28 protein-coding genes are annotated in these 20,239 nt (G+C 68.8%); 22 read left to right on the forward strand and 6 right to left on the reverse strand.

Going from position 1 to position 20,239, the window contains the following annotated elements; all coding sequences use genetic code 11:
- Nucleotides 1-23: 23 nt before the first annotated feature.
- The 4 genes from ACIQI8_RS27235 to ACIQI8_RS27250 are packed head-to-tail and all read left to right on the forward strand — an operon-like array spanning nucleotide 24 to nucleotide 2,717.
- Nucleotides 24-299 carry a hypothetical protein gene (locus tag ACIQI8_RS27235; protein WP_402355487.1) on the forward strand — a complete coding sequence of 92 codons (276 nt, stop codon included), beginning with the start codon at nucleotides 24-26 and terminating at the stop codon, nucleotides 297-299.
- 2 nt (nucleotides 300-301) lie between these two features.
- The gene (locus tag ACIQI8_RS27240; protein WP_402355489.1) at nucleotides 302-796 is read left to right on the forward strand and encodes a hypothetical protein; all 495 of its coding nucleotides are present in this window, start codon (nucleotides 302-304) and stop codon (nucleotides 794-796) included.
- A gap of 2 nt (nucleotides 797-798) precedes the next feature.
- Complete coding sequence (locus ACIQI8_RS27245; protein ID WP_402355491.1) at nucleotides 799-2,235, forward strand: hypothetical protein; 1,437 nt, start codon at nucleotides 799-801, stop codon at nucleotides 2,233-2,235.
- Nucleotides 2,232-2,717, forward strand: a complete 486-nt coding sequence (locus ACIQI8_RS27250) for a hypothetical protein (RefSeq protein WP_402355493.1) — start codon at nucleotides 2,232-2,234, stop codon at nucleotides 2,715-2,717. Before ACIQI8_RS27245 ends, ACIQI8_RS27250 begins: the two co-directional genes overlap by 4 nt.
- A 349-nt stretch (nucleotides 2,718-3,066) precedes the next feature.
- Here the strand turns inward: ACIQI8_RS27250 and ACIQI8_RS27255 are convergent, their stop codons facing one another.
- Nucleotides 3,067-3,624 (reverse strand): hypothetical protein, encoded by a 558-nt coding sequence (locus ACIQI8_RS27255; protein WP_402355495.1) that lies wholly within the window; start codon nucleotides 3,622-3,624, stop codon nucleotides 3,067-3,069.
- Between the two features lie 242 nt (nucleotides 3,625-3,866).
- Here ACIQI8_RS27255 and ACIQI8_RS27260 point away from each other — a divergent pair, with 242 nt between their 5' ends.
- Together ACIQI8_RS27260 and ACIQI8_RS27265 are read left to right on the forward strand one after the other, a co-directional pair.
- Nucleotides 3,867-4,094, forward strand: a complete 228-nt coding sequence (locus ACIQI8_RS27260) for a hypothetical protein (protein ID WP_402355497.1) — start codon at nucleotides 3,867-3,869, stop codon at nucleotides 4,092-4,094.
- A gap of 165 nt (nucleotides 4,095-4,259) precedes the next feature.
- Complete coding sequence (locus tag ACIQI8_RS27265; RefSeq protein WP_402355499.1) at nucleotides 4,260-5,360, forward strand: hypothetical protein; 1,101 nt, start codon at nucleotides 4,260-4,262, stop codon at nucleotides 5,358-5,360.
- Between the two features lie 118 nt (nucleotides 5,361-5,478).
- On the opposite strand, the gene ACIQI8_RS27270 is transcribed toward ACIQI8_RS27265, so the two are convergent.
- The 3 genes from ACIQI8_RS27270 to ACIQI8_RS27280 form a co-directional block, all read right to left on the reverse strand.
- A complete protein-coding gene (locus tag ACIQI8_RS27270) occupies nucleotides 5,479-6,351 on the reverse strand; it encodes a DNA ligase (RefSeq protein WP_402355501.1) in 873 nt (290 codons plus the stop codon).
- 42 nt (nucleotides 6,352-6,393) lie between these two features.
- Nucleotides 6,394-6,729, reverse strand: coding sequence for a DUF6233 domain-containing protein (locus ACIQI8_RS27275; RefSeq protein ID WP_402355503.1), 336 nt, complete (start codon nucleotides 6,727-6,729; stop codon nucleotides 6,394-6,396).
- A 63-nt stretch (nucleotides 6,730-6,792) separates the two neighbouring features.
- Nucleotides 6,793-7,026 (reverse strand): hypothetical protein, encoded by a 234-nt coding sequence (locus tag ACIQI8_RS27280; RefSeq protein WP_402356045.1) that lies wholly within the window; start codon nucleotides 7,024-7,026, stop codon nucleotides 6,793-6,795.
- 396 nt (nucleotides 7,027-7,422) lie between these two features.
- On the opposite strand from ACIQI8_RS27280, the gene ACIQI8_RS27285 reads away from it, so the two are divergent.
- The 3 genes from ACIQI8_RS27285 (at nucleotide 7,423) to ACIQI8_RS27295 (ending at nucleotide 9,421) form a co-directional block, all read left to right on the forward strand.
- The gene (locus ACIQI8_RS27285) at nucleotides 7,423-8,097 is read left to right on the forward strand and encodes a DUF6313 family protein (protein WP_402355505.1); all 675 of its coding nucleotides are present in this window, start codon (nucleotides 7,423-7,425) and stop codon (nucleotides 8,095-8,097) included.
- Nucleotides 8,098-8,445: 348 nt separating this feature from the next.
- Nucleotides 8,446-8,913 (forward strand): DUF6082 family protein, encoded by a 468-nt coding sequence (locus ACIQI8_RS27290; RefSeq protein WP_402355507.1) that lies wholly within the window; start codon nucleotides 8,446-8,448, stop codon nucleotides 8,911-8,913.
- A 220-nt stretch (nucleotides 8,914-9,133) separates the two neighbouring features.
- Complete coding sequence (locus ACIQI8_RS27295) at nucleotides 9,134-9,421, forward strand: hypothetical protein (RefSeq protein WP_402355509.1); 288 nt, start codon at nucleotides 9,134-9,136, stop codon at nucleotides 9,419-9,421.
- 134 nt (nucleotides 9,422-9,555) lie between these two features.
- Here the strand turns inward: ACIQI8_RS27295 and ACIQI8_RS27300 are convergent, their stop codons facing one another.
- Complete coding sequence (locus ACIQI8_RS27300) at nucleotides 9,556-10,248, reverse strand: hypothetical protein (RefSeq protein ID WP_402355511.1); 693 nt, start codon at nucleotides 10,246-10,248, stop codon at nucleotides 9,556-9,558.
- Nucleotides 10,249-10,387: 139 nt separating this feature from the next.
- Nucleotides 10,388-10,699 (reverse strand): helix-turn-helix domain-containing protein, encoded by a 312-nt coding sequence (locus ACIQI8_RS27305; protein WP_401724139.1) that lies wholly within the window; start codon nucleotides 10,697-10,699, stop codon nucleotides 10,388-10,390.
- Between the two features lie 192 nt (nucleotides 10,700-10,891).
- Here ACIQI8_RS27305 and ACIQI8_RS27310 point away from each other — a divergent pair, with 192 nt between their 5' ends.
- The 13 genes from ACIQI8_RS27310 (at nucleotide 10,892) to ACIQI8_RS27370 (ending at nucleotide 20,234) form a co-directional block, all read left to right on the forward strand.
- Nucleotides 10,892-11,770 (forward strand): hypothetical protein, encoded by an 879-nt coding sequence (locus tag ACIQI8_RS27310; RefSeq protein ID WP_402355513.1) that lies wholly within the window; start codon nucleotides 10,892-10,894, stop codon nucleotides 11,768-11,770.
- Nucleotides 11,767-11,940 (forward strand): hypothetical protein, encoded by a 174-nt coding sequence (locus ACIQI8_RS27315; protein WP_402355515.1) that lies wholly within the window; start codon nucleotides 11,767-11,769, stop codon nucleotides 11,938-11,940. The genes ACIQI8_RS27310 and ACIQI8_RS27315 overlap by 4 nt, the downstream gene beginning before the upstream one ends.
- Entirely contained in the window at nucleotides 11,940-12,230 is a 291-nt protein-coding gene (locus ACIQI8_RS27320; RefSeq protein ID WP_402355517.1) for a hypothetical protein, read from the forward strand. The genes ACIQI8_RS27315 and ACIQI8_RS27320 overlap by 1 nt, the downstream gene beginning before the upstream one ends.
- Nucleotides 12,227-12,406, forward strand: a complete 180-nt coding sequence (locus ACIQI8_RS27325) for a hypothetical protein (RefSeq protein WP_402355519.1) — start codon at nucleotides 12,227-12,229, stop codon at nucleotides 12,404-12,406. The genes ACIQI8_RS27320 and ACIQI8_RS27325 overlap by 4 nt, the downstream gene beginning before the upstream one ends.
- Nucleotides 12,407-12,503: 97 nt before the next feature.
- Entirely contained in the window at nucleotides 12,504-13,772 is a 1,269-nt protein-coding gene (locus ACIQI8_RS27330; RefSeq protein WP_402355521.1) for a nucleotide sugar dehydrogenase, read from the forward strand.
- Nucleotides 13,773-13,939: 167 nt separating this feature from the next.
- Nucleotides 13,940-15,241 carry a glycosyltransferase gene (locus ACIQI8_RS27335; protein WP_402356048.1) on the forward strand — a complete coding sequence of 434 codons (1,302 nt, stop codon included), beginning with the start codon at nucleotides 13,940-13,942 and terminating at the stop codon, nucleotides 15,239-15,241.
- Nucleotides 15,242-15,269: 28 nt separating this feature from the next.
- A complete protein-coding gene (locus ACIQI8_RS27340; protein WP_402355523.1) occupies nucleotides 15,270-15,845 on the forward strand; it encodes a hypothetical protein in 576 nt (191 codons plus the stop codon).
- A gap of 14 nt (nucleotides 15,846-15,859) precedes the next feature.
- Nucleotides 15,860-16,441, forward strand: coding sequence for a hypothetical protein (locus ACIQI8_RS27345; protein ID WP_402355525.1), 582 nt, complete (start codon nucleotides 15,860-15,862; stop codon nucleotides 16,439-16,441).
- Nucleotides 16,442-16,624: 183 nt separating this feature from the next.
- Nucleotides 16,625-18,619 (forward strand): DUF2637 domain-containing protein, encoded by a 1,995-nt coding sequence (locus tag ACIQI8_RS27350; RefSeq protein ID WP_402355526.1) that lies wholly within the window; start codon nucleotides 16,625-16,627, stop codon nucleotides 18,617-18,619.
- A 41-nt stretch (nucleotides 18,620-18,660) separates the two neighbouring features.
- Nucleotides 18,661-18,801, forward strand: coding sequence for a hypothetical protein (locus tag ACIQI8_RS27355; protein WP_402355528.1), 141 nt, complete (start codon nucleotides 18,661-18,663; stop codon nucleotides 18,799-18,801).
- On the forward strand, nucleotides 18,798-19,028 hold the full coding sequence (locus ACIQI8_RS27360) for a hypothetical protein (RefSeq protein ID WP_402355530.1): 231 nt from the start codon (nucleotides 18,798-18,800) through the stop codon (nucleotides 19,026-19,028). The genes ACIQI8_RS27355 and ACIQI8_RS27360 overlap by 4 nt, the downstream gene beginning before the upstream one ends.
- A 58-nt stretch (nucleotides 19,029-19,086) precedes the next feature.
- On the forward strand, nucleotides 19,087-19,230 hold the full coding sequence (locus ACIQI8_RS27365) for a hypothetical protein (RefSeq protein WP_402355531.1): 144 nt from the start codon (nucleotides 19,087-19,089) through the stop codon (nucleotides 19,228-19,230).
- A 323-nt stretch (nucleotides 19,231-19,553) separates the two neighbouring features.
- The gene (locus ACIQI8_RS27370; protein WP_402355533.1) at nucleotides 19,554-20,234 is read left to right on the forward strand and encodes a hypothetical protein; all 681 of its coding nucleotides are present in this window, start codon (nucleotides 19,554-19,556) and stop codon (nucleotides 20,232-20,234) included.
- Nucleotides 20,235-20,239: the final 5 nt, after the last annotated feature.

Below are 20,239 nucleotides of genomic sequence, written 5' to 3' on the forward strand. Positions count from 1 at the left end.
CGCACCGAGAGCGAGCCCGAACGATGAGCCGCCGCTCCCGCATCCTCGTCCTCCTCTACGCCCTCCACGCCCTGTGGTCCGCCTGGTGCGCCACCCAACAGGCCTTCTACGGCAACGTCCTCGTCGCCACGGTGTTCGTCCTGTTCTCCGTGGTACCGATCGCCGCGGTCCTCGAGCAGAACGAACTCACCGACCTCCGCGACGCCGTCCACTACTACAAGTCTCTGGAAGCCAGGCGCCGTTCGCGCGACACCCACGAGGCGCAGCTGAAGGCCGCCGGACTCCAGAGGGCGGACTAACCGTGAACGACCTCTCCATCACACCGTGGAAGTGCCCCTTCTGCATCGGCGGCATCGAACCCAGCACTGGCGGTCAGGCCCGCGAGCGCTGCCTCCACTGCTCCGGAGTCGGCCTCACCGACGACCCCTGCGGTGACGCCGACCGGGCACCCCGGCCGCCCGCCCTCATGCGCACCCCCTGCGGCGACTGCGCCTTCCGGCCCGGCTCACCGGAACTCGAAGCCAGCGGAACCCAACTCCCAGACGCAGAGCCGTTCTTCTGCCACCAAGGTCTCCCCGTCAACGCCTACGGCGCGTACACGCCCGTCGCCACCTTCCGCGGCCTGCCGCTCGGCGCGATGGTCTGCGCCGGCTGGTGGGCCGCTCAGACCGGAGAGCCCCTGCCGGCGAGGCCCTACCGGGAGATCCCGATCACCGAAGACCAGGTCGAAGCTCGTTGGGGCCACACCCCGAAGATCCTCACCGACCCCACCAACAGCCACGCCGAGGACCAGTGACCATGCCCGAGACCAGCTGGAACGGCGAGCGCTGCATCGCACGCCGCATCACCGCAGTCGTGGCCGACGACGACCGATTCCCCCTGTACTGGGCCCGTCACCTCGTCGGCACCCGCCGCAACATCGTGGAAGTGATCTACAACGGCTCCACGTTCTACCTCGACGACGCCGACGGCTCCGCCTGGCACAAGGTCACCCAAGGCCGCGGCGCCCCGTACTGGACGCACAACAGCATCACTATCACCCCCGACAGCATTCGGCCCCGCCCCGACAACGCGCTGAACGGCGCCCTGGCCACGGAGGGACCAGCACCAGACCAGTCCACCACAGGGGTCGCGTACGTCGACGTCGGGTACTCGGCCAGCCAGGCCGGCTACGTACGTGACCAATTCGCCGTCCTCCTCAGCCGGCTGCCCGTACCGCTGCCCACCCCGCAAGAACTGGCCGATGGCGCCACCGCCGACAAGGTCACAGCGCAGCGCATCCATGCCGCCCGCCCAGGCATCCCGACCCACACCGCCTTTGGCGCCCTCCAAGCCCTCCGCGCCGTACGCGCCATCCACCGCGCGCCCAACCCCGACAGGGAAGACCGCATCCCGCTCGAAGACCTCACCGAGGAGGACCTGGAGCAGCTCTACGACGACCTCGACCGCCACGCCGAAGTCGTGGGCGAGATGAACGAGCAGGCCATCGACCTCGAGCGCCACGCAGCACAAACCCAAGCTGAGATCGCACGCCAGGCGCGATACCAGGCCCGCGCCCGCGCGGCCGCCGTACGACAGGCCAAGCGATGGGCCGGCCGAGCCCGAACCGCCGAGGCTGCGGTACGGAACTGGATCGCTTTCATCAACCGGGGCATGGACACCCACACCCAATTCAGCCTGCTCCATCCGGACGGCACGCTAGAGCAACTCCCGTGCGTGGACTGGTGCCACGCCTGCCGCCTCGAGCAGGCTCAGGCCGAGCGGGACGACGCGTACCGCGAGCGCGCCCGCCTCCTGGCGCTCCTCGCCGCGCTGCTTCCTGGATCGGTGATCGCCCACGCTGACGACGTAGACGAGCCAGGCTGGCAGATCCTCTACCTCTGCATCGGCGGCCACCAGGCGAGCTGGCACATCCATCCGCGCGACGCTGGCCTCCTCACGAACGTGGAACACGTCACCACTGACCACCCGCGAGCGACCTGGGACGGACACACCACCGATCAGAAACACGAGCGGATCGAGGAGCACACCTCCCTCCTTCACCGGGCGGGGTCCCAGCCCACGCTCGCCACCCCAGGAACAGCGACCAACTCCCAGGCACAGACGGCCCCCACGGAGAAGGCTCTCGACCTGTACAACAGGTGGACGCAGGCCGGCCCTCCGCCGCTCGGCACTTCGCTGGCCCGCTGGTGGGACGCCCGCCTCGCCGAACTCCACGAAGCCGTACGACCATGACCGGCAGCACGCCACCGCGCGACCAGGTTCGCCCAGACATCGCTGCACTGTTGCATGAAGGGCTGTCCGATGCCGCGATCTCCCGCCGGGTGCACGTCTGCCACACCACCGTGGCCAGGGCTCGTGCCGTCCTCGGGATCCCCAAGCACAGGCCCGGCCCGCGGGCCGCAGCCACTCCCGACGAACTGTTCTGGCAACGCGTCGAGCTGAAGGACGACGGTCACATGGAATGGACCGGCTACGGCACCACGGGCGTGGCCGGTCTGCGGCACGAAGGTAAGTTCCATACAGCATTCCGGCTGGCCTTCCGTATCGCCAACGGCCGGGAACCTGAGGGGAATGTGCAGGTCACCTGCGGACGCGAGCAGTGCGTGGCACCGGGACACCATGCAGACCGAGCAGACCGCGAACTGTCAGCGCGCATCGACATCCTGCACGACCTCATCTTCGGACCCCAGCCCGTCATGGAGAGCGAAAAGTGACACCCGGCCAGACCATCCCGCCCACCATCGTCCAAGCGAGGCCGTACTGGCCGCCGTCGACGCGACTATGAGCCGCTGCGACTTCACGGACCTCGAAACGACGGCCTGCGCACACTGCCGCCCGTCGACCTCTGCGCACACCCCCGTTACCAGCCCGAGTCCACGGCCCTCGACCCCTGTGCCGACGGACTCGGACAGGGAACGTGCACGGCCCTGGTTCACGGCCGTGCACGCGGGCCGGTGCGCCATCTGCCACACCCCCTACCCGGCGGGCACACAGATCCGCCTCCAAACGCCAGCAGGTTGGCGCGCCAACTGCTGCCGAGCGCTAAAGAGTGAGGGGCGGGAGTCACCCCCCACTGCCAAGCGTTCCCATCAACAGCTTCGGGCAGCCGGCCAGGCCGAACCAGCCACCAAGGAAGCTGCCGACTTCAACCTGTCCAAGTGTGTACGCGACGATTGTGGAGGCGGCGAGCAGGAGGCATCGCGTTTGTGGTGACAGATCGCCAGACGTCCAGGTCGACGCCCGCAGAGACTGGATCTTGCGGTGCAATGCGGCCGTCTCGTTTGCGCTCGCCCGCTCCAACTCCGCGACGATGCGAACTCCCCGCTTGCGCACGTCCGCGTCGTCAGTCGGTACGACCCGGTGGTCAGCCTCTCGCGCCGCTTCTGCTGCACGATGCGCGTTGTGTCGCAAGTAGTGCCCGAGTTCCTTGAGCGTTCCCGCGTCGGTGAGGCGTGCCCACGAGTCGAGAAGGGCGTCGCCCAGCTCGGCCGTGTCGTGCATCGCGTCGGGTGTCATGTGGCCAGCGTTCAATTGCCGCGTCCACAGGTCATCCAGTGTCAGCACACCGAACGCCTGAGTAAGCCACACCTGCGCCGTAATGTCCTCGTACAAGCTGCTCACACGCATGCTCCTGCCGTCGCGCCCTCTCTTCACGGAAGCGTGAGAGAAGGGTGTATTGCGAGCGGGGTTGCGCCGAACGGGTGGGGCCAGTGGGCGGTGACAGCCTGGCTGCGCGAGGTCCGCAGTCGCCACCTCGACTGCGGTCACAGCCTTCTCACTGAGGCAGGCACTTATCCACAGGCCTGCACGAGGTGACCGTGACAGTCATACGGTGCTGTTCCTGCCGACCTTGGGAGCGCACGATGACGTATCGAGTTGACCTGTCCGTCCACGCCGAAGACGCCCTCGCCGAACTGCGGGCTCATGACCAGCGGGAGGTCCTGGAGACGATCGCTGCGGCCCTGGTCCAACGGAATGCGTGGCCGCCGCCCGGCGGTTGGGACGCGACCACGCTCTCTGGATCGCGGTGGTGGATCACGTTCACGGCGTACGTGGACGGGATCGACATCCTCAGCATCGGTTGCGCCTGACAGGTTCCGTTGGCCGGACAGCGGGCTGTACAAACCCAGCGTCAGGACGGTCATGCAGGCGTACCCAGCATGCCGAGCACGGCTTGCGTCGAAGCCCCGAAACGCGCGCGCCTCCAGAGGACCACCCGACTATCCTGATCTGTTGCCCACCTGGAGACAGACGCCATGACCGCACTGACAGATCCACTCACCGAGGAGCAGCGGCTCCTCCTCGACATCGCGTGGACGACGTTCGTCGAACACCAGCGCTTCCCCAACTTCTTCTACGTCGAACACTGCATGCGCAAGCACGGTCACGACGCCGCCGAGGTGCTCTACAGCTTCCCGAGGATCGGCCACGACCAGGTTATTGCTGGCTACCGGGCCGTCGGGTTCCTCGGGCACGGCTCCACCCCGCAGTCCGACGGACCGGTCTTCGTAACCATGGCCGGGCTCTACCACCTGCAGCCCGACCAGATGGCCCGCGACCTGGCCAACGGCCTGCTGGCGTACATGCGCCGGATGACCTTGGAGCAGGACAAGATCCTTGACAGCCCCTTCGACCAGCCCAACGTCGACGTGGACCTCCGCGACGTCCTAAAGGAGATCGACGGCGCCGGCCCCCTCCTGGAGCGCATGTCGCAGATCGCCGACCGCGAGTGGCCGGGCATGCGCTTCAACAGGATGGCTCTTGCCGGTCGGCTCGGCGTGCTGCCGGCCGCGGACTACGACACCCTCGACGCCTACCTAGCCGGCGTCGCTGCCCATCTGTCGCCGCCCGCTCCGCCGGAGGCACTGTCTTTCACAGAGCCGCGCGCCTTGCTGCGTGCGCTGAACTTCCTCGACGTCACCTACGAGTTGGTCCTCGGTGAAACCCTTGTCGTCCCGCCGCCCATGGACCGCTCGAGCCTCCTCGCCCTGGACGTCGGCGACGAAGCGTCCTACAACTCCGGGCTGGTCGTCCTGACCGACATCCTGCGCGACTTCAAGGTGCCCGGGAGGAACCCAGGCTCGGGCCTCCTGCGCCTGGAAGATCATCTCGTCGGCAAGCTGCCCGCGCTGGACCGTGACGCGGTCCACCAGGCCGTCCAGCTCCTGGACCAGATCCGTGTTATCCGCAACTCTGCCGTCCACCCCAAGCCGCGGCCGGAACTCGCCGCCGCCCACCATGCACTTGGGCTGCGCTTCCCGGTGCGCGACTTCACGGCTGCCTGGGACAGCGTCCGCGCGCACGCTGAGCTGGCGGTGAGCAACCTGCAGGAGGCGATCCAGTCCGCAAGGCCCTGACGGCGGCCTTCGCGGTCAGCAGGGGTTACCGGCTATGCCGCCAGGCCACCTCTTGGTCTCGTGTAGATCGGCGGCCCCCAGGCCGTGGTCATCGCCAATGGACCCGTCGCCGCGCGGCTCAGCGGAACCTCTTGATCGTCACCACCCCGTGCCGCGTGGTCCCCGCCAGGGCCTCAGCGACGAGTCCGGAAGCAACCGCGGAATAGGCTTCGCCGGCGCCCGTCCGAGCCCGTCCGGACGCCGGCGAAGCATCCGCCCAAGCTGCGGCCTGTGCGGCGAGGAGCGCTCCGAGTCGCTGCGAGAGCACGACGCGTCCATCGGGCACCCGCACGGCGAGTGCGTGAGGGTGCGCGGCCGGCCCCGTGTAGCCGAGGACGTCGACGTCCACCGTCTCCGCGTGCCTGATCTTCCGCCACGAGCTGGACCGGCCGGCCCGGTAGGCGGAGCTGCCGAGCTTCGCGACCACTCCTTCGACGCCGGTGTCCTGGAGCGTGTCGTACCAGGCTTGCGCGACTTCGAGGTCGTCCGTCGCGGACACGGCCTGGATCGGCGTCGGCCGGGGCAGGTCGCCCAGGACATCGAGGAGAGCCTGGCGCCGCTCCGTGTACGGCCGCCCCCGCAGATCCACGGACGGCACGGCCAGGGCGTCCCAGACGATGTACAGCGCCGGATGCGCCTCGGACAGCTTCCTGGCCCGCGCCGGCCCCGACGCCGCTCGGGACTGCGCCGCCTCGAAACTGATGCGCCCGTCGACCACGACCACCGCCTCGCCGTCGAGGACCACCCCCGGCGGCAACTCCATCCCAGCCAGCGCGATGTCCATCCAGGCCGATGTCACCTCCCGGCCCGACCGCGCCTGCAGTCGTACCGAGTCCGCGGTACGCCACATGATCGTTCGGTGGCCGTCCAGCTTGATCTCGTACCACCAGTCCGGTCCTGCCGGCAGCACAGGGACCAGCTGGGCCAGCGCGACCTCGACGGGGAACTCCACACGACCACCCTGTGCCTCCTCCGCACCACACCGCACGGGGGCCTACTCCAGAAAGCGCAGCTCCCGGTCCGGTCGGCACGCTTCGCAAGCCGGCACCCCGTTCCGCAACGCATCCAAGGCCTGCTCCCGCGTCGCCGGAACACTCCGCCAGGCGCCCTTCGCCACAGCCCAGCACGAGCCCACATGCACGCCCCCGCGCTGGACCACCCACTCAGGCGGAGGCGGCCGCCGATCCTCTGCCCGCCGCCTCTCCGCCAGCCGCTCCTCGTCAGCGATCCACCGGTCGATGAGCGCGAGCTGCCGGACCGCCTGCTGCTCCACGACACGACGGGCGAACCGAAGCATGTCGAGCCGGGTCACCGGTGCGGGATCGTTCATGTGTTCGATGGTAAGGCTCGGATCCAACCCTGTGGATCCACGCGCTGGGACACCTCTCGGCCATCACCAGCGCAAAGCGATACCCCGCCCCGTACCTCGTTCAGGGGTGCGCTCGATCACGCCGAGCTCCGCCATCCTGTCGAGCTCGTACCCAACAGGCCCCGTACTTGACAGCCCCGCGCACCGGCTGATGTCCCGCACTGACGGAGTCGCCCCGTCATGCTCGACCGCCCACTCCCTGATCCACTGCAAGATGCGCTTCTGCTGCTCCGTGAGGAGCGCTCCCGTCTTCTGTATCTCGCGGACCTGTCGGCGAAACTAGACCCGGACCGCGGGCGACCGGCCAACCTCCGTCCTCCAGAACGGGTGAGAGCTGAGCTGCGTTGAGAGTTGCTGCAGGCGGCGGCGAAGCGCAGCGGTGTACTGCGGTCGGCGTTCGAGCGCCGAATGTGTAGGTGAGGCCACAAGCCCCTTTGTGACGTTCAGCGATAGTTGGCCATGCGCAGCGATAGCTCGCCACGGCGCTACACGCTGCGATGGATCGCGAGTATGACTTCCAATGGTAATGACCATTCCTCAGCGATAGATGGTCCTTCTCGCCGAGCTGCTCATATGCCGCTGATTCTGGGCGGTGACCCTGTGCGTCGGCCGTCGGCCGTTGTGCGTGAAGGGCACCCCGCCTAGGTTGTCGGCATGCCTGAGTCGCCCCCTGTTGTCCTGGACCCTTCGGTGAGTACCCGGCGGGAACGTTTCCGGGACCGGGCGCGAGGTCTGTCGTATCTCACCCGCACCACTCATTGGATCGTTACTCATGCGACTTGGTGGCTCGGGTTCTTCATCCTGCTTTATGTGCTGGGCGCTGGGCTGCTCGGCTGGCGAGCCGCCTATGAGGTTCTCGTAGGGCTGAGCTCGCCCGGCGAAACGCGGCAGCCAGCGTACGCCTACCTTCTGTGCCTCGCGGGCTGGCTTCTGGTGCCGGCCTTTATCGGTGCTGTTGCTGGCTACTTGGTGACAGGACAAATTGAGGCGCGCCGACGTCTGGGCGAGGCGCAAGTGCTTGAAAGGATGCACACTCCTCAAGACCCGACCGTCGGTCCCACGCTACGGGTGCGGTCGCTCGCCGAACTCGAGCGCGAGGGCGATGAGAACATGCGTCGCTTTGTGGATCTCTTTGTCAATGGGATACATGACGGAGATCAAGAACAAGCCCGGGGCCACTGGACCCGTACCGTGCAACACATCGCGAACAATGTTCGGGAGTTAGAGGAACTGACACCGGCACAAGCAGAACGCCACGCAGAACAGCTCGCCCAGACTGTGGCGTTTGACCTCGCGCAGCTCGGCAAGTGCTGGGCCTGCGGCCTGTAACGCGGCCCGCGGCACGGCTACCGTGACAGTGTGGAGAAGCAGTCGGCCGAGCAGGTTATCGAGCGCATGGTGGGTGCCACGTTCCCGGGCGCCCCCTACCACGCTGTGCACCAGGCCGCGGTCGCCATCACTGACGTGGGTATGCGTAGGGATGCAACCGAGGCAGACGCCCTCGCCTTTGCTAACCGGTTTCGGGGCCGGCTGAGTTCGCTGCCCGAACCAGAGCCTTCGTCCGATCCACCAGATTCGCCGCCTGAGCGTGCCCAGCCGAGGAAACGCCCAGTCTTGCGTCCTCGTGTGAGGCGCTCGCCCTCGCCCTGGCCTCGCACAAGGCATGAAGAGCTCAGGTTGGAACAGCGGTCCCTTGAACTCGAGTCGGAGAAGGCGCGAAAGCAGATGCTGCTGGCAACGGGGCGACAGCGCCTCGATCTGCTTCGACAGGCGATGGACGATCCCCAGTTGGCAGAGATCCTGAACACCTACCCGAGCGTGCGCATGGGGCTGGATGGGCCAGAGCCAAGGGAAAGTGCCGTCCGTCGCTATCTGTTTTGCCAGGCGCTGTACGAGCAGGAGGTGCTGGCCTTCCGCGTCGGCGTGATTGGGTGGGAAGAACTGTACGGCCGCATGCGCATCCTGCTGCAGAACCCCCACTTCCGCGAATGGTGGCAAGAGACCAAGTCCCACCGCGCAAGCCTGCCCAGAGGCAGCGTCGAGGCGCGAATCGGTAGCATGGTTGACACTCTCGTAGAGGCTTTGGAGGATGCGGACGCCGATGACTGGTGGGCCGCAGGCGATCCACCTGATTGGTCACGTTAAGCGCCCTCCGACCAGCGTATCCGTCGGCGGAATCGCTCGGGGCGGGACTGGACTGGCCAACTATCGCTGAGCAGAGTGGCCAACCGTGATTGAGCGCAGCACCTGCGGCCTGCGGCGATGTCAAGAGGCTGGCCATGTACCTCCGAAGGTCACACCCTTGTGCCAGTGGGTGTAGATCCCAGGCCGCGCTGAAGACGCTTCAGAGGCCTAGCCTGAACCTGTGAGCTATGACTACGAAGGGCCACAAGCCTCTACCAGGCTCGCCGTCGAGTTCCTGACAGTTTGGATGGAACAGAACCGACAAGCTGCGGTTGAGCACATCGTCAGCGTTCTGGACTCAGAGGGGGGCCCTGAACGCGATTTCGCCATCGCGGGCCTTCTCAACCTGGGTCACTTTCTTGTAATTCAGGTGGCCAAGGCGAACGGGGCGGTGGGTGCTGAGGAGCTGACCGAGGCCGCGCACGAATACCTTGCCTACCTGTCGGTCCACCTGCCTGATGAGCCATAGGCGACGAGCATGCAGTAGCCGCGTAGGTAACCCCTCTGACGGTAAGGGGCAGCAAGTCCTCAACTGCGATCAGACCTCATGGTCCGCAGCTCGCTGCGGTGCACCCATCACCCGTACGCGGTCAGAGCGACGCTCTACGCCCCGTGGTGCTGCGTCAGGCAGGCGAAGTACAGGGCGTCGCCCCAGCCTGAGGACGGATCGAAGACAAGCATCGTCGCACGCGCCGTCGGCTCGCAGACGGGCACCGTCTCGTGCAGCGAACCGTGCACGGGGTCGTACGACAGCAGATCCGCGCACTGATAGGCCGGCGCGTTCGCGAGGAGGATCGCGTCCTTCACTCCGTCACTCTCCGAGCCCGGGTAGACCAGGCAGTAGGTCGTGGCGATGTCGCCGCCGGTGGCCGGTGCCTGGATGATCCGCACTTCCTCGGGGCCACTCGCGGCGGCGATCTGCGGCGACTCGCTGACCGATGGTGAAGGCGACGGTTGGACAGGGAGCGACGTTCCGGATGCCGGCGCGGACGTGGACTGGGCTGGTACCGGCGACGCGTTCTGCGGCTGGGGTGTTGTGCCGGCCGCCGAGGCCTGGCGCCCGGGATCGGTACCGAAGACCAGTTGGAGGACGCCTACTGTCGCGAGGGCCCCCAGTGCGGCAACCGCGACGCTGGTGGCGCCGAGCATCCACCAATTCGGCTGCGTACGTGGTGGCGGGGGCGGTTGACGCTCGGGTAGACGGATGACCGGGATGCTGTTGAGGGTGTCGCCGTTGTGGAAGCGCAGGAGCTCTTCCTCGTCCGGGCGTGGTGGTCGTGCCGGCTTGTCGTCCATGGTTCCCCCCAAGGTGACGCGCGTGATGGGGAAGTGTTGCGCGTCAGGTGGGGTGCCGGGTGGCGAACGGCGTATCTCGACGCGACCGGGTGGAGCTCCCGCCGGCGGGTTGCCGTCGACGGGAGCTGCGGCGGTTCGGCTACGCGTCGTTGCTGTTCGCCGTGTCGGTTGTCCGGGGTCTGTGCTGCCCAGATCCCTTGTAGCCGCGGAGCAGGTCTTGGACCGTCCCGGGCGAGACGCCGAGGCGCTTGGCGATGTCGCGGATGCTGACCTTCTCGTCCTGGTCCTTGAGCTGATTGGCGAGTACGCCGCGCTCCTCTGCCCATCTTGAGCTGCGTTTCCTCACCTCGGCTGTGATCTGGCTCTGTGCGCGAGATCTCGCCTCGGGATCCTCGATGGCTTCAACGGCGTCGAGCGCCTCGTTCACGCGCTGCACCTCCTCGGATGTCACGCCCGCACCCTTCTTCGTCCTGCTCGGGCGGGCTTTTCTGCCAGAGGCGTATGGTGACCGTACGCCGTGGGTGTATGGTCACCTTACAGTCTCGGGCGAGAGCCCGCGATACATCGAAATAAGCCCTCGCCCCGGCGCTGGAACGCCATTGGGGCGAGGGCACCCACCCTGACTGCGACGAAAGGGCAGGCAATGCCCGACACTACCCACCCTGCAGAGGTCGACCAGCAGCAGCCGCGGCCCCCATCGCGTATCCGCGACGCCATCCATCCGCTCGTGGCGACCACGACGACCGCGCGCCAAATCCTCGATGCGTACATCGCCGTACGGGGCGGTGACAGCTCCTCCGTCGTGAGCGAGGCGGTCGCCAGCTTCAAGGTGGCTGTCGAGCAGCTCTGCGACTCCCGCCGCGCCGAGCGGCTCCCGGTCGCGCCGGCGGAGAGCGTGGCCCGCACCTTCCTCGAGCAGTTCGCCGACGTACGCGGCGGCACGTCGGACTCCGCCGCGATGGCGGAGGCACTCGGTGCGCTGCGGGGCGTGCTGGCCGCACTCCTCATCGGCACGCCCCATGATCCGCCCGTTAGTGGACCTGCGTTGGTCGATGGCGACGTCTTCATCGCCCGCTACCTCACCGTCGGGGGCGCGGCCACTGGCGTCCAGTACCGCCTGGCGACGCTGCGGACCTCATGTGACGGCGAAGGCTGCGACTGGACGCTCACCCAATCGATCGGGCTGGAGCACGACGACACCGAAGCCGTCCGGGACGAGAAGATCCGCGCCCTGCTCCCTTACTTCCAGGACCGGCTCCGCACCCACGCGGCCCAGTGTTACGCGAGGCCCGGTCTGACGCACGACACGGGCTCTCCGGACAGCGACCCCAGCGCGGCGCTGCACTGGGCCGCGTACGCGGTGAGGCTGGCCGCCGAGCGTGAGCGGCAGGGCCGCTGGCTGACCGGTGACGAGCAGGTCGTCTTCACCCGTTTCCAGTCGGCCGCGCGCGCCCACGGGTTCACCGACGAGCAGGTCCGCGAGTACTCGAAGGCGTTGCGCATCCCGGCGGTGAAGGCATGACCGAGCAGCCGGAGCAGCCCGACCTGAAGCCCAAGGCGAGCCCCATCGCCCTGATGCCCGCCACCGTCGAGGCCTGCGCCTCCGACCTTCGCAGCCGGAAGAAGCAGGCCATCAAGGCGGGAGACGCCGCCGCGCAGCGAGGCGCCATCACCCCGAAGGCGAGCTTCTGATGGACTTCGCCGCCGTCGCGGACGCCCTCGAGCGCGCCGCCACCGCCATGGAGACCAACCCCCGGCTGGACCCGGACGGGGCCGTACGCCTCGCTGTCTGGGGCAACGCGGAGACGCTGTACCCCGGCGACGACACCCCTGGGGCCCTGACCTTCGACTCCGCCTCGTCCGCGATCGAGTGCTTCTGCGGCTGGCAGGGCAACGGCATCGACCGCATCCCGCGCGACGAGGCCATCACCGCCGCGCGCTCCGAAGCCGCCCGGTACCGCTCATACGGGGGTGGCCGGTGAAGCGGATCGAGAAACGTCTGAAGGCCCTCAACCCGTTCGCGTCGAACCCGAGCACCACGGAGCGCGAGAAGGCCGGCCGCCGTCGGGACCGCGAAACGCAGGAGGCATCCGAGCGCCGCGCGGCCTATCGCGGGAGCCTCCGCGGCTCGGGCTCGAAGCCGCGCTGGCCGTTCTAGTCCGCCCACAGACCGCCGGGCCCGCGTGCCTCCCCCCGACCGCGGGCCCGGCTCACCACCACACCTGACTGCCATTTCGGAGAGAGGCACACCGCCCGTGCAAATCGTGATCATGGGTCAGGGCTACGTCGGCCTGCCCCTCGCCATGGCCGCCGTCGCCAACGGCTACACCGTCACCGGGTACGAGCCCGATGAGGACCGCCTGCTCCACCTCATGAACGGCAAGTCGTACGTCGAGGACGTCTCCTCGGACGTCTTGGCCCACGTCCTGGATTCGGGCCGGTATCTGCCCACCCGGCAGTCGGCCGCGCTGACCGACTTCGACGTCGCTGTCATCACCGTGCCGACCCCGCTCAAGGACCGGCAGCCCGACCTGTCCTACGTCCGGGCAGCCGCCGAGACCCTCGCCGCCCACCTCAAGGCGGGCGCCCTGGTGGTGCTGGAGTCGACCACCCACCCGGGCACGACACGCGAAGTCGTCGTCCCGATCCTGGAGAAGGCGACCGGCTGGACGGCCGGCCACGACTTCCACGTCGGCTTCAGCCCTGAGCGCATCGACCCCGGCAATCGGCAGTGGTGCCTGGGCGCCACCCCGAAGATCGTCTCGGGGCTCACGCAGGCCTGCCTGAACGAGGTCGAGCGGTTCTACACCGGCATCGCCGGCGAACTCGTCCTGGCCGCCACGCTGGAGGAGGCGGAGCTGGCCAAGGTGTTCGAGAACACCTTCCGGCACGTCAACATCGCCCTCGTGAACGAACTCGCCCGCCTCGCGCACGTGTTGGGCGTCGACGTGTGGCGCACCCTCGACTTGGCCGGGACGAAGCCGTTCGGCTTCATGCAGTTCCAGCCGGGCCCGGGCGTCGGCGGCCACTGCCTGCCCGTCGACCCGGTCTACCTCTCCCACCACCTGCGCACCGCCCACGGCCAGCCGTTCCGCCTCGTCGAGCTCGCGCAGGACATCAACGAGAGCCAGCCCGCATACGTCGTCCGGCGACTCCAGGACACCCTCAACACCCGCTACCACCGCGGCGTATACGGAGCTCGGATCCTGGCCCTCGGCCTCGCCTACAAGTCCGGCACCGGCGACCACCGCGAATCACCCGCCGCTCAGGTGATCAGCCTCCTCGAAAGCAAGGGCGCCCTCGTCGACTGCCTCGACCCCCACGTCGCGCCCGCCGGCGTGGGTGACGGCCCGAAGGTCTTCGGCGCCCACACCGAGCCGCCCAGGCCCTACGCGGACTACGACGCCGTCGTGCTGCTCACCCCGCACGACGAATTCGACCTCCAGCAGATCGCCGACCAGGCGAACTACGTGCTGGACACGCGGGGCGTCATGCCCGTCGCCCCGCACACCGAGCGGCTGTGACCGCCATGACAAAAAGGAGAACGCATGTACACGGGATCGATGGCCCACACCGGCCTGGGAGCACTGCTGCTGACCGGGGTCGCACTGGTGCTGGGCGTGGCCGGCGCGGCTCTGCGCTTGGCCACCAGGAGCAGCCAGGGCTGACGGACCTGACGATCGCCGTCCTCATCCCCGCGCACAACGAAGAGACGACGATCGGGGAGCTGGTCCAGGCATGCCTGGACCAGCCCTACCCCGTCGAGCAGCTCATCGTCGTCGCGGATTCCTGCAGCGACCGCACCGCCGAAGTCGCCCGCCAGGCCGGCGCAACGCTCGTGCTGGAGACCAACTTCGCGGACAAGGCCGCGAACCAGAACCACGCCCTCCCGCATGTAACAGCGGACGTGATCGTGGGCTTCGACGGCGACTCCCGCCCCGAGCCGTCCTGTATCTCGCTCATGGTCGCCGACATCGCCCGGGGCTACGACGCGACCTGCTCGTCGATCCTCCCCATCCAAGACAGCGGATTCTTCATCGAGGCGCGCCGGTTCGCGTACAGCCTCGGCAGCCAGTGGTGGAGGCTCTGCCAGCGCCAGGTCGGCCGCCTCCAGGTCCTCACCGGCGCGAGCTACGCGTTCCGCACGGACGTCGTCCGCGCCGTCGGAGGCTTCCCCAACGGCCTCATCAGCGCCGACATGGACATCACCTGGAAACTCCACGAAGGCGGCTACCGGACCTGGTACACGGCCGACGCGCTCACCCTCACCATCGACCCCGAGACCTGGGCCGAGTACACGGCGCAGATGCCCCGCTGGGCCGCCGGCTACTTCCAGAACGTCCTCCGCTACCGGCGCCTGATGTGGAACTGGCGCTCCATGCTCACCGTGGGCACCGCCATGTTCGACCTGGTGACGCTGTGGTGGTGGCTCGTCGTCGTGATCTACAACCTGACGACCTGGCAGCACCTCTCGATGTTCCGGTACATGGGCTACTGGTTCGCCGGCCACACCGCGCTGACCATGTACCTGGTCTCCCGCGTCGTCGGCTGGAAGAAAGCCCTGATCGGCTTCGCGCCGTACACGCTGCTCAACTTCTACAACAAGTACCTGTACACGCGGTCGATGTTCCGTGAGTGGCTCCTCGGCCGGCACTACGCGGCGTGGACCGGCCGCTCGGGCCGCAAGACCGTCATCACCCCCATGACCCCTGAGCGCCGACGCGGCCTCGGTTGTGCCGGCGCCATCGCCGGAACCGCGACCGCGATCTGGGGCGGCTACCTCGGCAGCACGCTCCTGTGGACGACCGGCATGGCCGCGTCCTGCCTGATCCCGCTGTCCATGATCCGGCTCTCCGGCAGCGGCCAACGCCGCGCCACCCCCAGCAGCCTCACCATCGCGGCGCCTTCCGCCGGTGGCGACGCCACTCGGGAGCTGCCCGCCGCCGAGGTCCTGGACTCCGAGACCACGCTCCAGCTGGCCACCCGCCGCTGAACCACCCCACGACCAAGGAAGCACTGCCATGCCCGACTGGACCCCGACCACGTTGGCCCGCGTCGACCACGAGTACGACCGCCGCAACGCCGGCAGCCGCAGCACCGGCCGCTTCGGCTCGTACATCAGCGCCCGCGAGAACGAACTCGACGAGGAGGAACGCGCCGACCGTTCCGGCTTCACCGCGTGGGCGTGGCACATCGCCACCTCGCCGGTGATGTCGCCCGGCTACGTCGAGATCCGTCCCGACCTGTCGGTCACCTTCGACCGCGACGAGGACGGCGACCCGATCGTGAAAGTTGTCGTGCCGCTGTCCCACGGCGTCCTCGCCCGCCAGCACCGCCCCGATTATGAGGTGGGCGACTGGGAGGCCCCGTACGGCCGCGGCGAGAGGTACAGCCAGCTGTACGGGCCCTCATTCGTCAAACGCACAGCTGTCCTGACGTCCGCCACGCTGCTCGAGCCCGCGAAGGACTGGGACCTGTACGTCCCCTCCGGCGGCGCTGAGCGGCTGGTTACGGACGCGCAGGAGGCGGTGGAGACCGCTGCCCGGCTCATCAACGTCTACGTCGGACCGCGGGTCGCTGGCCTGCTCGGCGAGTAGGGATCACCGCACCCGTGACCACCACACCAGACAACGAACTCGCCGCTGAGCAGCAGAAGTCGTTGGGCCACGCCCTCGGCCTCGCCGTCCGGACCGGCGTCCTCGGTAACGCCGCCGACCGAATCGCAGCACTGTCCCAGGACTGGGAGCTGGACCCGGGCCGCGGTGACGCCGTCGAGCACCTGCGCCAGTGGGCCCAGGAGACCGACGCCCTCACGATCGCCCTGGCCTGGGCAGGGAGCGTGGAGTACCCGGAAGGCATCGAGCTCACCAGGCCTGCCGTGATCCCCTGCACGGCCACCGAGGGCATCCGTGTCGAGCTGACCGTCCAGGGAGATGACCGGATCCGGCTCGCCTCCCTCCTCGACATGGAGCTCCGCGACCCCTACGCCACCTGCTCCACCCCGGGGTGCGGTTCCCCCGAGGACCTGGACACCACCGACACATGGGGCTGGACCCGGCTCAAGGTGGCCGGCACAGAAGACACCTCCTACCGCTGGTACTGCACCCCCCACTGCGTCTCCAACGCGCTCGCCCGCGCAGGCGACGAACTCGCCGCCGCAGACCACCAGGCCGCCATGGACGGCGGCCTGTGAAGTCTCCCCTCGACAGCACGCCCTGACAGCCGCGCAGAAGGACATCCCCGCCGGCGACCCAGCCGCCGGCGCACAGGGGACGCCGTCCACTCCGCTCCGTTCCGACCCCGCCCGACCGCGTTCCGACCACAGCTGACGAACCGGCTGCTCCACCCTCGTCCCGTCCATCGGAAGGGCCTCTCCATGACTCTCCTCGACCGCCTCACACACTGGCGCCGCAGCTCCGTTCCGAGGACGCAGACACCCGTTCCGACCGCACACCCGACCGTTCCGAGCGTGCACACCGCCGTTCCGACCACGCCCACCGGGAGCCCTCCCAAGGCCCCGGCTGGGCGGCTCCGGCGACGATCGGGAGACCGGGGAGCGAGGCACGTTCCGAGGACACAGGAGTCCGTTCCGAGGACAGCCCCCGACGTTCCGACAGCGCGGCAAGTCGTTCCGACGGCAGCCCGGCGAGGCCTCAACGTCTTCGCGGTCCTCGGCGGCCTTGTCCTCGCAACGATCGGCTTCACCGGCTCCTACCGCGCCCTCGTACGCCTCGGTCAGACACACCACTTTGGCGAATTCGCGCAGGTCTTCCCGATCGGCGTCGACGTCGGCATCGTCGTCCTCTACGCCCTCGACCTCGTCCTCACGCACCGCCGGATCCGCTGGCCCCTGCTGCGCCTGACTGCCCACGGCTTCACCGCGGCGACGATCACCTTCAACGCGGCGTCGGGTGGCCGGTCGCTGAGCGACGATCCGGTCGGGGTCGGCATGCACGCGGTCATCCCCGTGATGTTCGTGATGTCCGTCGAAGCCGCGCGGCGTGTGATCGTCCAGGTGACCCGGGCCGAAGCGGTCGCCGCCGGCGAAGCCCGCGCCTCAATTCCGCTCGAGCGCTGGCTCCTCGACCCGATCGGCTCCTTCCTGCTGTTCCGGCGCATGTCCCTGCTCGGGATCAACTCGTATGTCGAGGCGGTAGACAGGCGCCGTGACCAGCTCATCTACCGGGCTGCACTCGATCGCGCCTACCCCAAGGGGAAGGAGTACCCGCGGGGCTGGAAGAGCGCGCCGATGGAGGCCCGTCTCCCCATGATCATGGCCCCGTACGGGCTGACCGTCGACGAGGCCCTCGCCATCCCGGAGCAGGCCCGCGAAGCCGAGGAGCGGCGTGAACGCGAGGCAATCGAGCAGACGGAGCAGGAGGCTCTCGACGCCGAGCTGCGAGCGGCCGACGCCGAGATCCTGCGCCTCGCGAAGGAGGCCGAGGTCGTCGAGGCTCGCGAGCGGCTGGACGCCCGGAAGTCGGTCGCTTCGGTCGCTTCCCGCTCCGCGTACGCCAAGGCCAACGCGGTGGCGGAGGCAGAAGAGCGCGTAGCCGTCCAAGAGGCCGAGGCTCTTGAGTCGGCCACTGCCGCCGCAGCGCTGCTGCAAGCCGCCGAGGACCGCCGCACCGCCGCAGCCGCCACCGCCGAAGCCGATCGCCTCGAGGCACAGGCCGCCACTGACCGGCGCGCGACCGCGCTCGCCGAACAGGACGCGGCCACCGCGCTGGCCGAAACGAAGCGCCTCGAAGCTGTCGCTGCGCAGCGCGACCAGGAGGCCACCGAGGCCCGCGAGGCCGCCCTCGAAACGCGGGCCCGCGCCCTCGAAACCGAGCAGACGCTCACCGCAGAACAACGCCAGGCAGCGAACCGGGCCGCCGAGAACAGCAGGCGCCTGGAAGAAGCAGCCGAAGCCGAGAAGCGCGCCGCCGAAACGCGCGCGGCTGCGGCCGTAACGGACGCCCGCGCACTCGAAATGGAAGAAGCCAACGCCAGCGCGCGTCGCCGCACGGCACAGATCAACGAGGAAACGGCAGCGGCCGAGCGGCGCGCGGCCGACGAACTGAAGGCCGCCGAGACGGCGCGTCTCGATGCAGCCGAAGCGCGTCGACGCGCTGCCGAAACGGAGACCCGCGCGCTCGAAGCGGAGGACCTCGCACGCCTCAGCCCGCGCGAACGAGACGCCCGACGGGTCGCCCGGATGATCATCACCAACGGCGGCGACCCCGAGACCGTCGAACTCGCCGTCATCGCCAGCGCCCTCGGAGTGTCCGTCTCCACCGCCTCCGACCGACGCCGCGAGGCCGCCGACCTGATCGCCGGCGGCTACACGCTGCCCTCACCATCCCTCGACACCCAGTGCCTGGTCTGACCACGCCCGTGCCTGCCACGAGGACCACCTGGAGCCACCCGATGCCCTGCCTCTTTCTCCCCGTCGGCATGGTCGCCATCGCGACCGCGATCTTCACCCGGCACTCCGCAACGCGTCAGTACGCCCTCGTCGCCGCCATCGGCGTTGCCGTGCTCCAGACCGTCTGCTGGACGCAGCGATGAAGAGCACCGTCCACCGCGAGCCCGGTGAAGGCCAGCTGGCCGCTATCGCCGAGGGCTGGCACCTGTGCGTGCTGATCGGCCTGACCACCCCTCAAGCCGCCCTCTGCACCGACGGAGTCGGCCTCCTGCTGGCTCTGTACTCCTGCGCCCGCGGCCGTGCCTCCACCGGAGCAGCCCTCTCCGCCACGGTCAGCGCGAGCGCCACCGCCCTAGCCCTTCTGCACTAAGGACACCCACCCAATGTTCCTCGCTCATCTCCTCCTCATCGCGGCGTCTGTCTGCTGCATGGCTGGCGGTATCGAGCTCCTGGTCCACGCACGACGCAAGGCGGAAAACCCGAAGGTCGTAATGGTCCTCGCGACCGCGACCCTGACGCTCTCGGTGGCCGCTCTGGTCGTCTACCGCGTGGCCGACGGGGGTCTGCTGTGACGCGGCCTCAACCGCCCGGCGAGCCCGCCGCGGAGAGCACGACACACGCGGCCGTGCCCTCCGCGCCGGCAACTCTTCCGAGGGGACCGGAACCGCTAGCGGCGACTCATCCGGAGGACATACCGGCCCCCACCACCGCCCCCGAACCCGAAGAGCCGCAGCCTGCGCCCTCAGAGGCTTCCACGGCGCCGCCGACACGGAGCGGGAAGGACCAGGTGGACGAGGAGCCTGATGAGGTGGCCCTTCGGTTCGGCGACCTCATCGGGTGGCCGCGGCGCCGGGCCAATCCTCCGACGCAGCCTCCGTGCCTGCATCCGCGCACCGTGCCCGTCCACGCCCAGCCGTTCGGTGAACTCGTCGCGATGATCTGCCTGGTCTGCGACGAACAACTTCCGGCACCCGAACCGCGGGACGACGGTGACCCTCCGGGAGAGCGGGCGCCCACCGGCACCTCCCCGGGGGCGCGGGGGCGTGCGCCGACGTCGAAGCCGGCGCAGTCACGCCGCCCGGCCGCAGTCGGCCGCAGCTACGTCCGGCCGATCCTGTTCACGCTGTCTGCTGGCCTGTTCGGGTGGAGCGTCGGCCTCGTCGACGCCATGGGCGCGCTCCTCCCAGCAGCCGATCACGGTGCGCCGGGAGCTGTGGGCACTGCCCTCGCCCTCGGCGGCGGATACGGCACCTGGCGCGCACTGAGCCTGCCTGGCGTCGCCGGCATCGTCCCGGCCGGGATCGTCGGCCGCGCGATCGCGACCGTGTTCGTCGCGTCCGTAGTGCCCGGGCTCGCACCGGACGCGGTGGAGGTCCTCGACCACTACGGCGCCTACATCGGGCTGAACTCCTCGGCGGTGGCACTGCTGGCCGCTGCCGGCGCGATGGTCGGGGGCCTGTACTGGCTCGTCGACCGCCGCTTCAAGGCGATGCCGCTGCCGGTCCGGTGGCTCGTCAGGATCCCGCTCGCCTCCGCCTGCCTCGCCGTCGCTCTGTACTCGCCCGGACCGCGCTGAAAGGC

It is taken from the genome of Streptomyces sp. NPDC092369, assembly GCF_044755245.1.
GTDB lineage: Bacteria > Actinomycetota > Actinomycetes > Streptomycetales > Streptomycetaceae > Streptomyces.

Bases quoted from the DNA above. Each gene is read 5' to 3' on its own strand.
- ACIQI8_RS27285 (WP_402355505.1), top strand. From the start codon at position 7,423: ATGCCTGAGTCGCCCCCTGTTGTCCTGGACCCTTCGGTGAGTACCCGG.
- ACIQI8_RS27245 (WP_402355491.1), top strand. From the start codon at position 799: ATGCCCGAGACCAGCTGGAACGGCGAGCGCTGCATCGCACGCCGCATC.
- ACIQI8_RS27350 (WP_402355526.1), top strand. From the start codon at position 16,625: ATGACTCTCCTCGACCGCCTCACACACTGGCGCCGCAGCTCCGTTCCG.
- ACIQI8_RS27320 (WP_402355517.1), top strand. From the start codon at position 11,940: ATGGACTTCGCCGCCGTCGCGGACGCCCTCGAGCGCGCCGCCACCGCC.
- ACIQI8_RS27250 (WP_402355493.1), top strand. From the start codon at position 2,232: ATGACCGGCAGCACGCCACCGCGCGACCAGGTTCGCCCAGACATCGCT.
- ACIQI8_RS27300 (WP_402355511.1), bottom strand. From the start codon at position 10,248: ATGGACGACAAGCCGGCACGACCACCACGCCCGGACGAGGAAGAGCTC.
- ACIQI8_RS27260 (WP_402355497.1), top strand. From the start codon at position 3,867: ATGACGTATCGAGTTGACCTGTCCGTCCACGCCGAAGACGCCCTCGCC.
- ACIQI8_RS27340 (WP_402355523.1), top strand. From the start codon at position 15,270: ATGCCCGACTGGACCCCGACCACGTTGGCCCGCGTCGACCACGAGTAC.
- ACIQI8_RS27310 (WP_402355513.1), top strand. From the start codon at position 10,892: ATGCCCGACACTACCCACCCTGCAGAGGTCGACCAGCAGCAGCCGCGG.
- ACIQI8_RS27265 (WP_402355499.1), top strand. From the start codon at position 4,260: ATGACCGCACTGACAGATCCACTCACCGAGGAGCAGCGGCTCCTCCTC.
- ACIQI8_RS27365 (WP_402355531.1), top strand. From the start codon at position 19,087: ATGGCTGGCGGTATCGAGCTCCTGGTCCACGCACGACGCAAGGCGGAA.
- ACIQI8_RS27275 (WP_402355503.1), bottom strand. From the start codon at position 6,729: ATGAACGATCCCGCACCGGTGACCCGGCTCGACATGCTTCGGTTCGCC.
- ACIQI8_RS27315 (WP_402355515.1), top strand. From the start codon at position 11,767: ATGACCGAGCAGCCGGAGCAGCCCGACCTGAAGCCCAAGGCGAGCCCC.
- ACIQI8_RS27360 (WP_402355530.1), top strand. From the start codon at position 18,798: ATGAAGAGCACCGTCCACCGCGAGCCCGGTGAAGGCCAGCTGGCCGCT.
- ACIQI8_RS27355 (WP_402355528.1), top strand. From the start codon at position 18,661: ATGCCCTGCCTCTTTCTCCCCGTCGGCATGGTCGCCATCGCGACCGCG.
- ACIQI8_RS27235 (WP_402355487.1), top strand. From the start codon at position 24: ATGAGCCGCCGCTCCCGCATCCTCGTCCTCCTCTACGCCCTCCACGCC.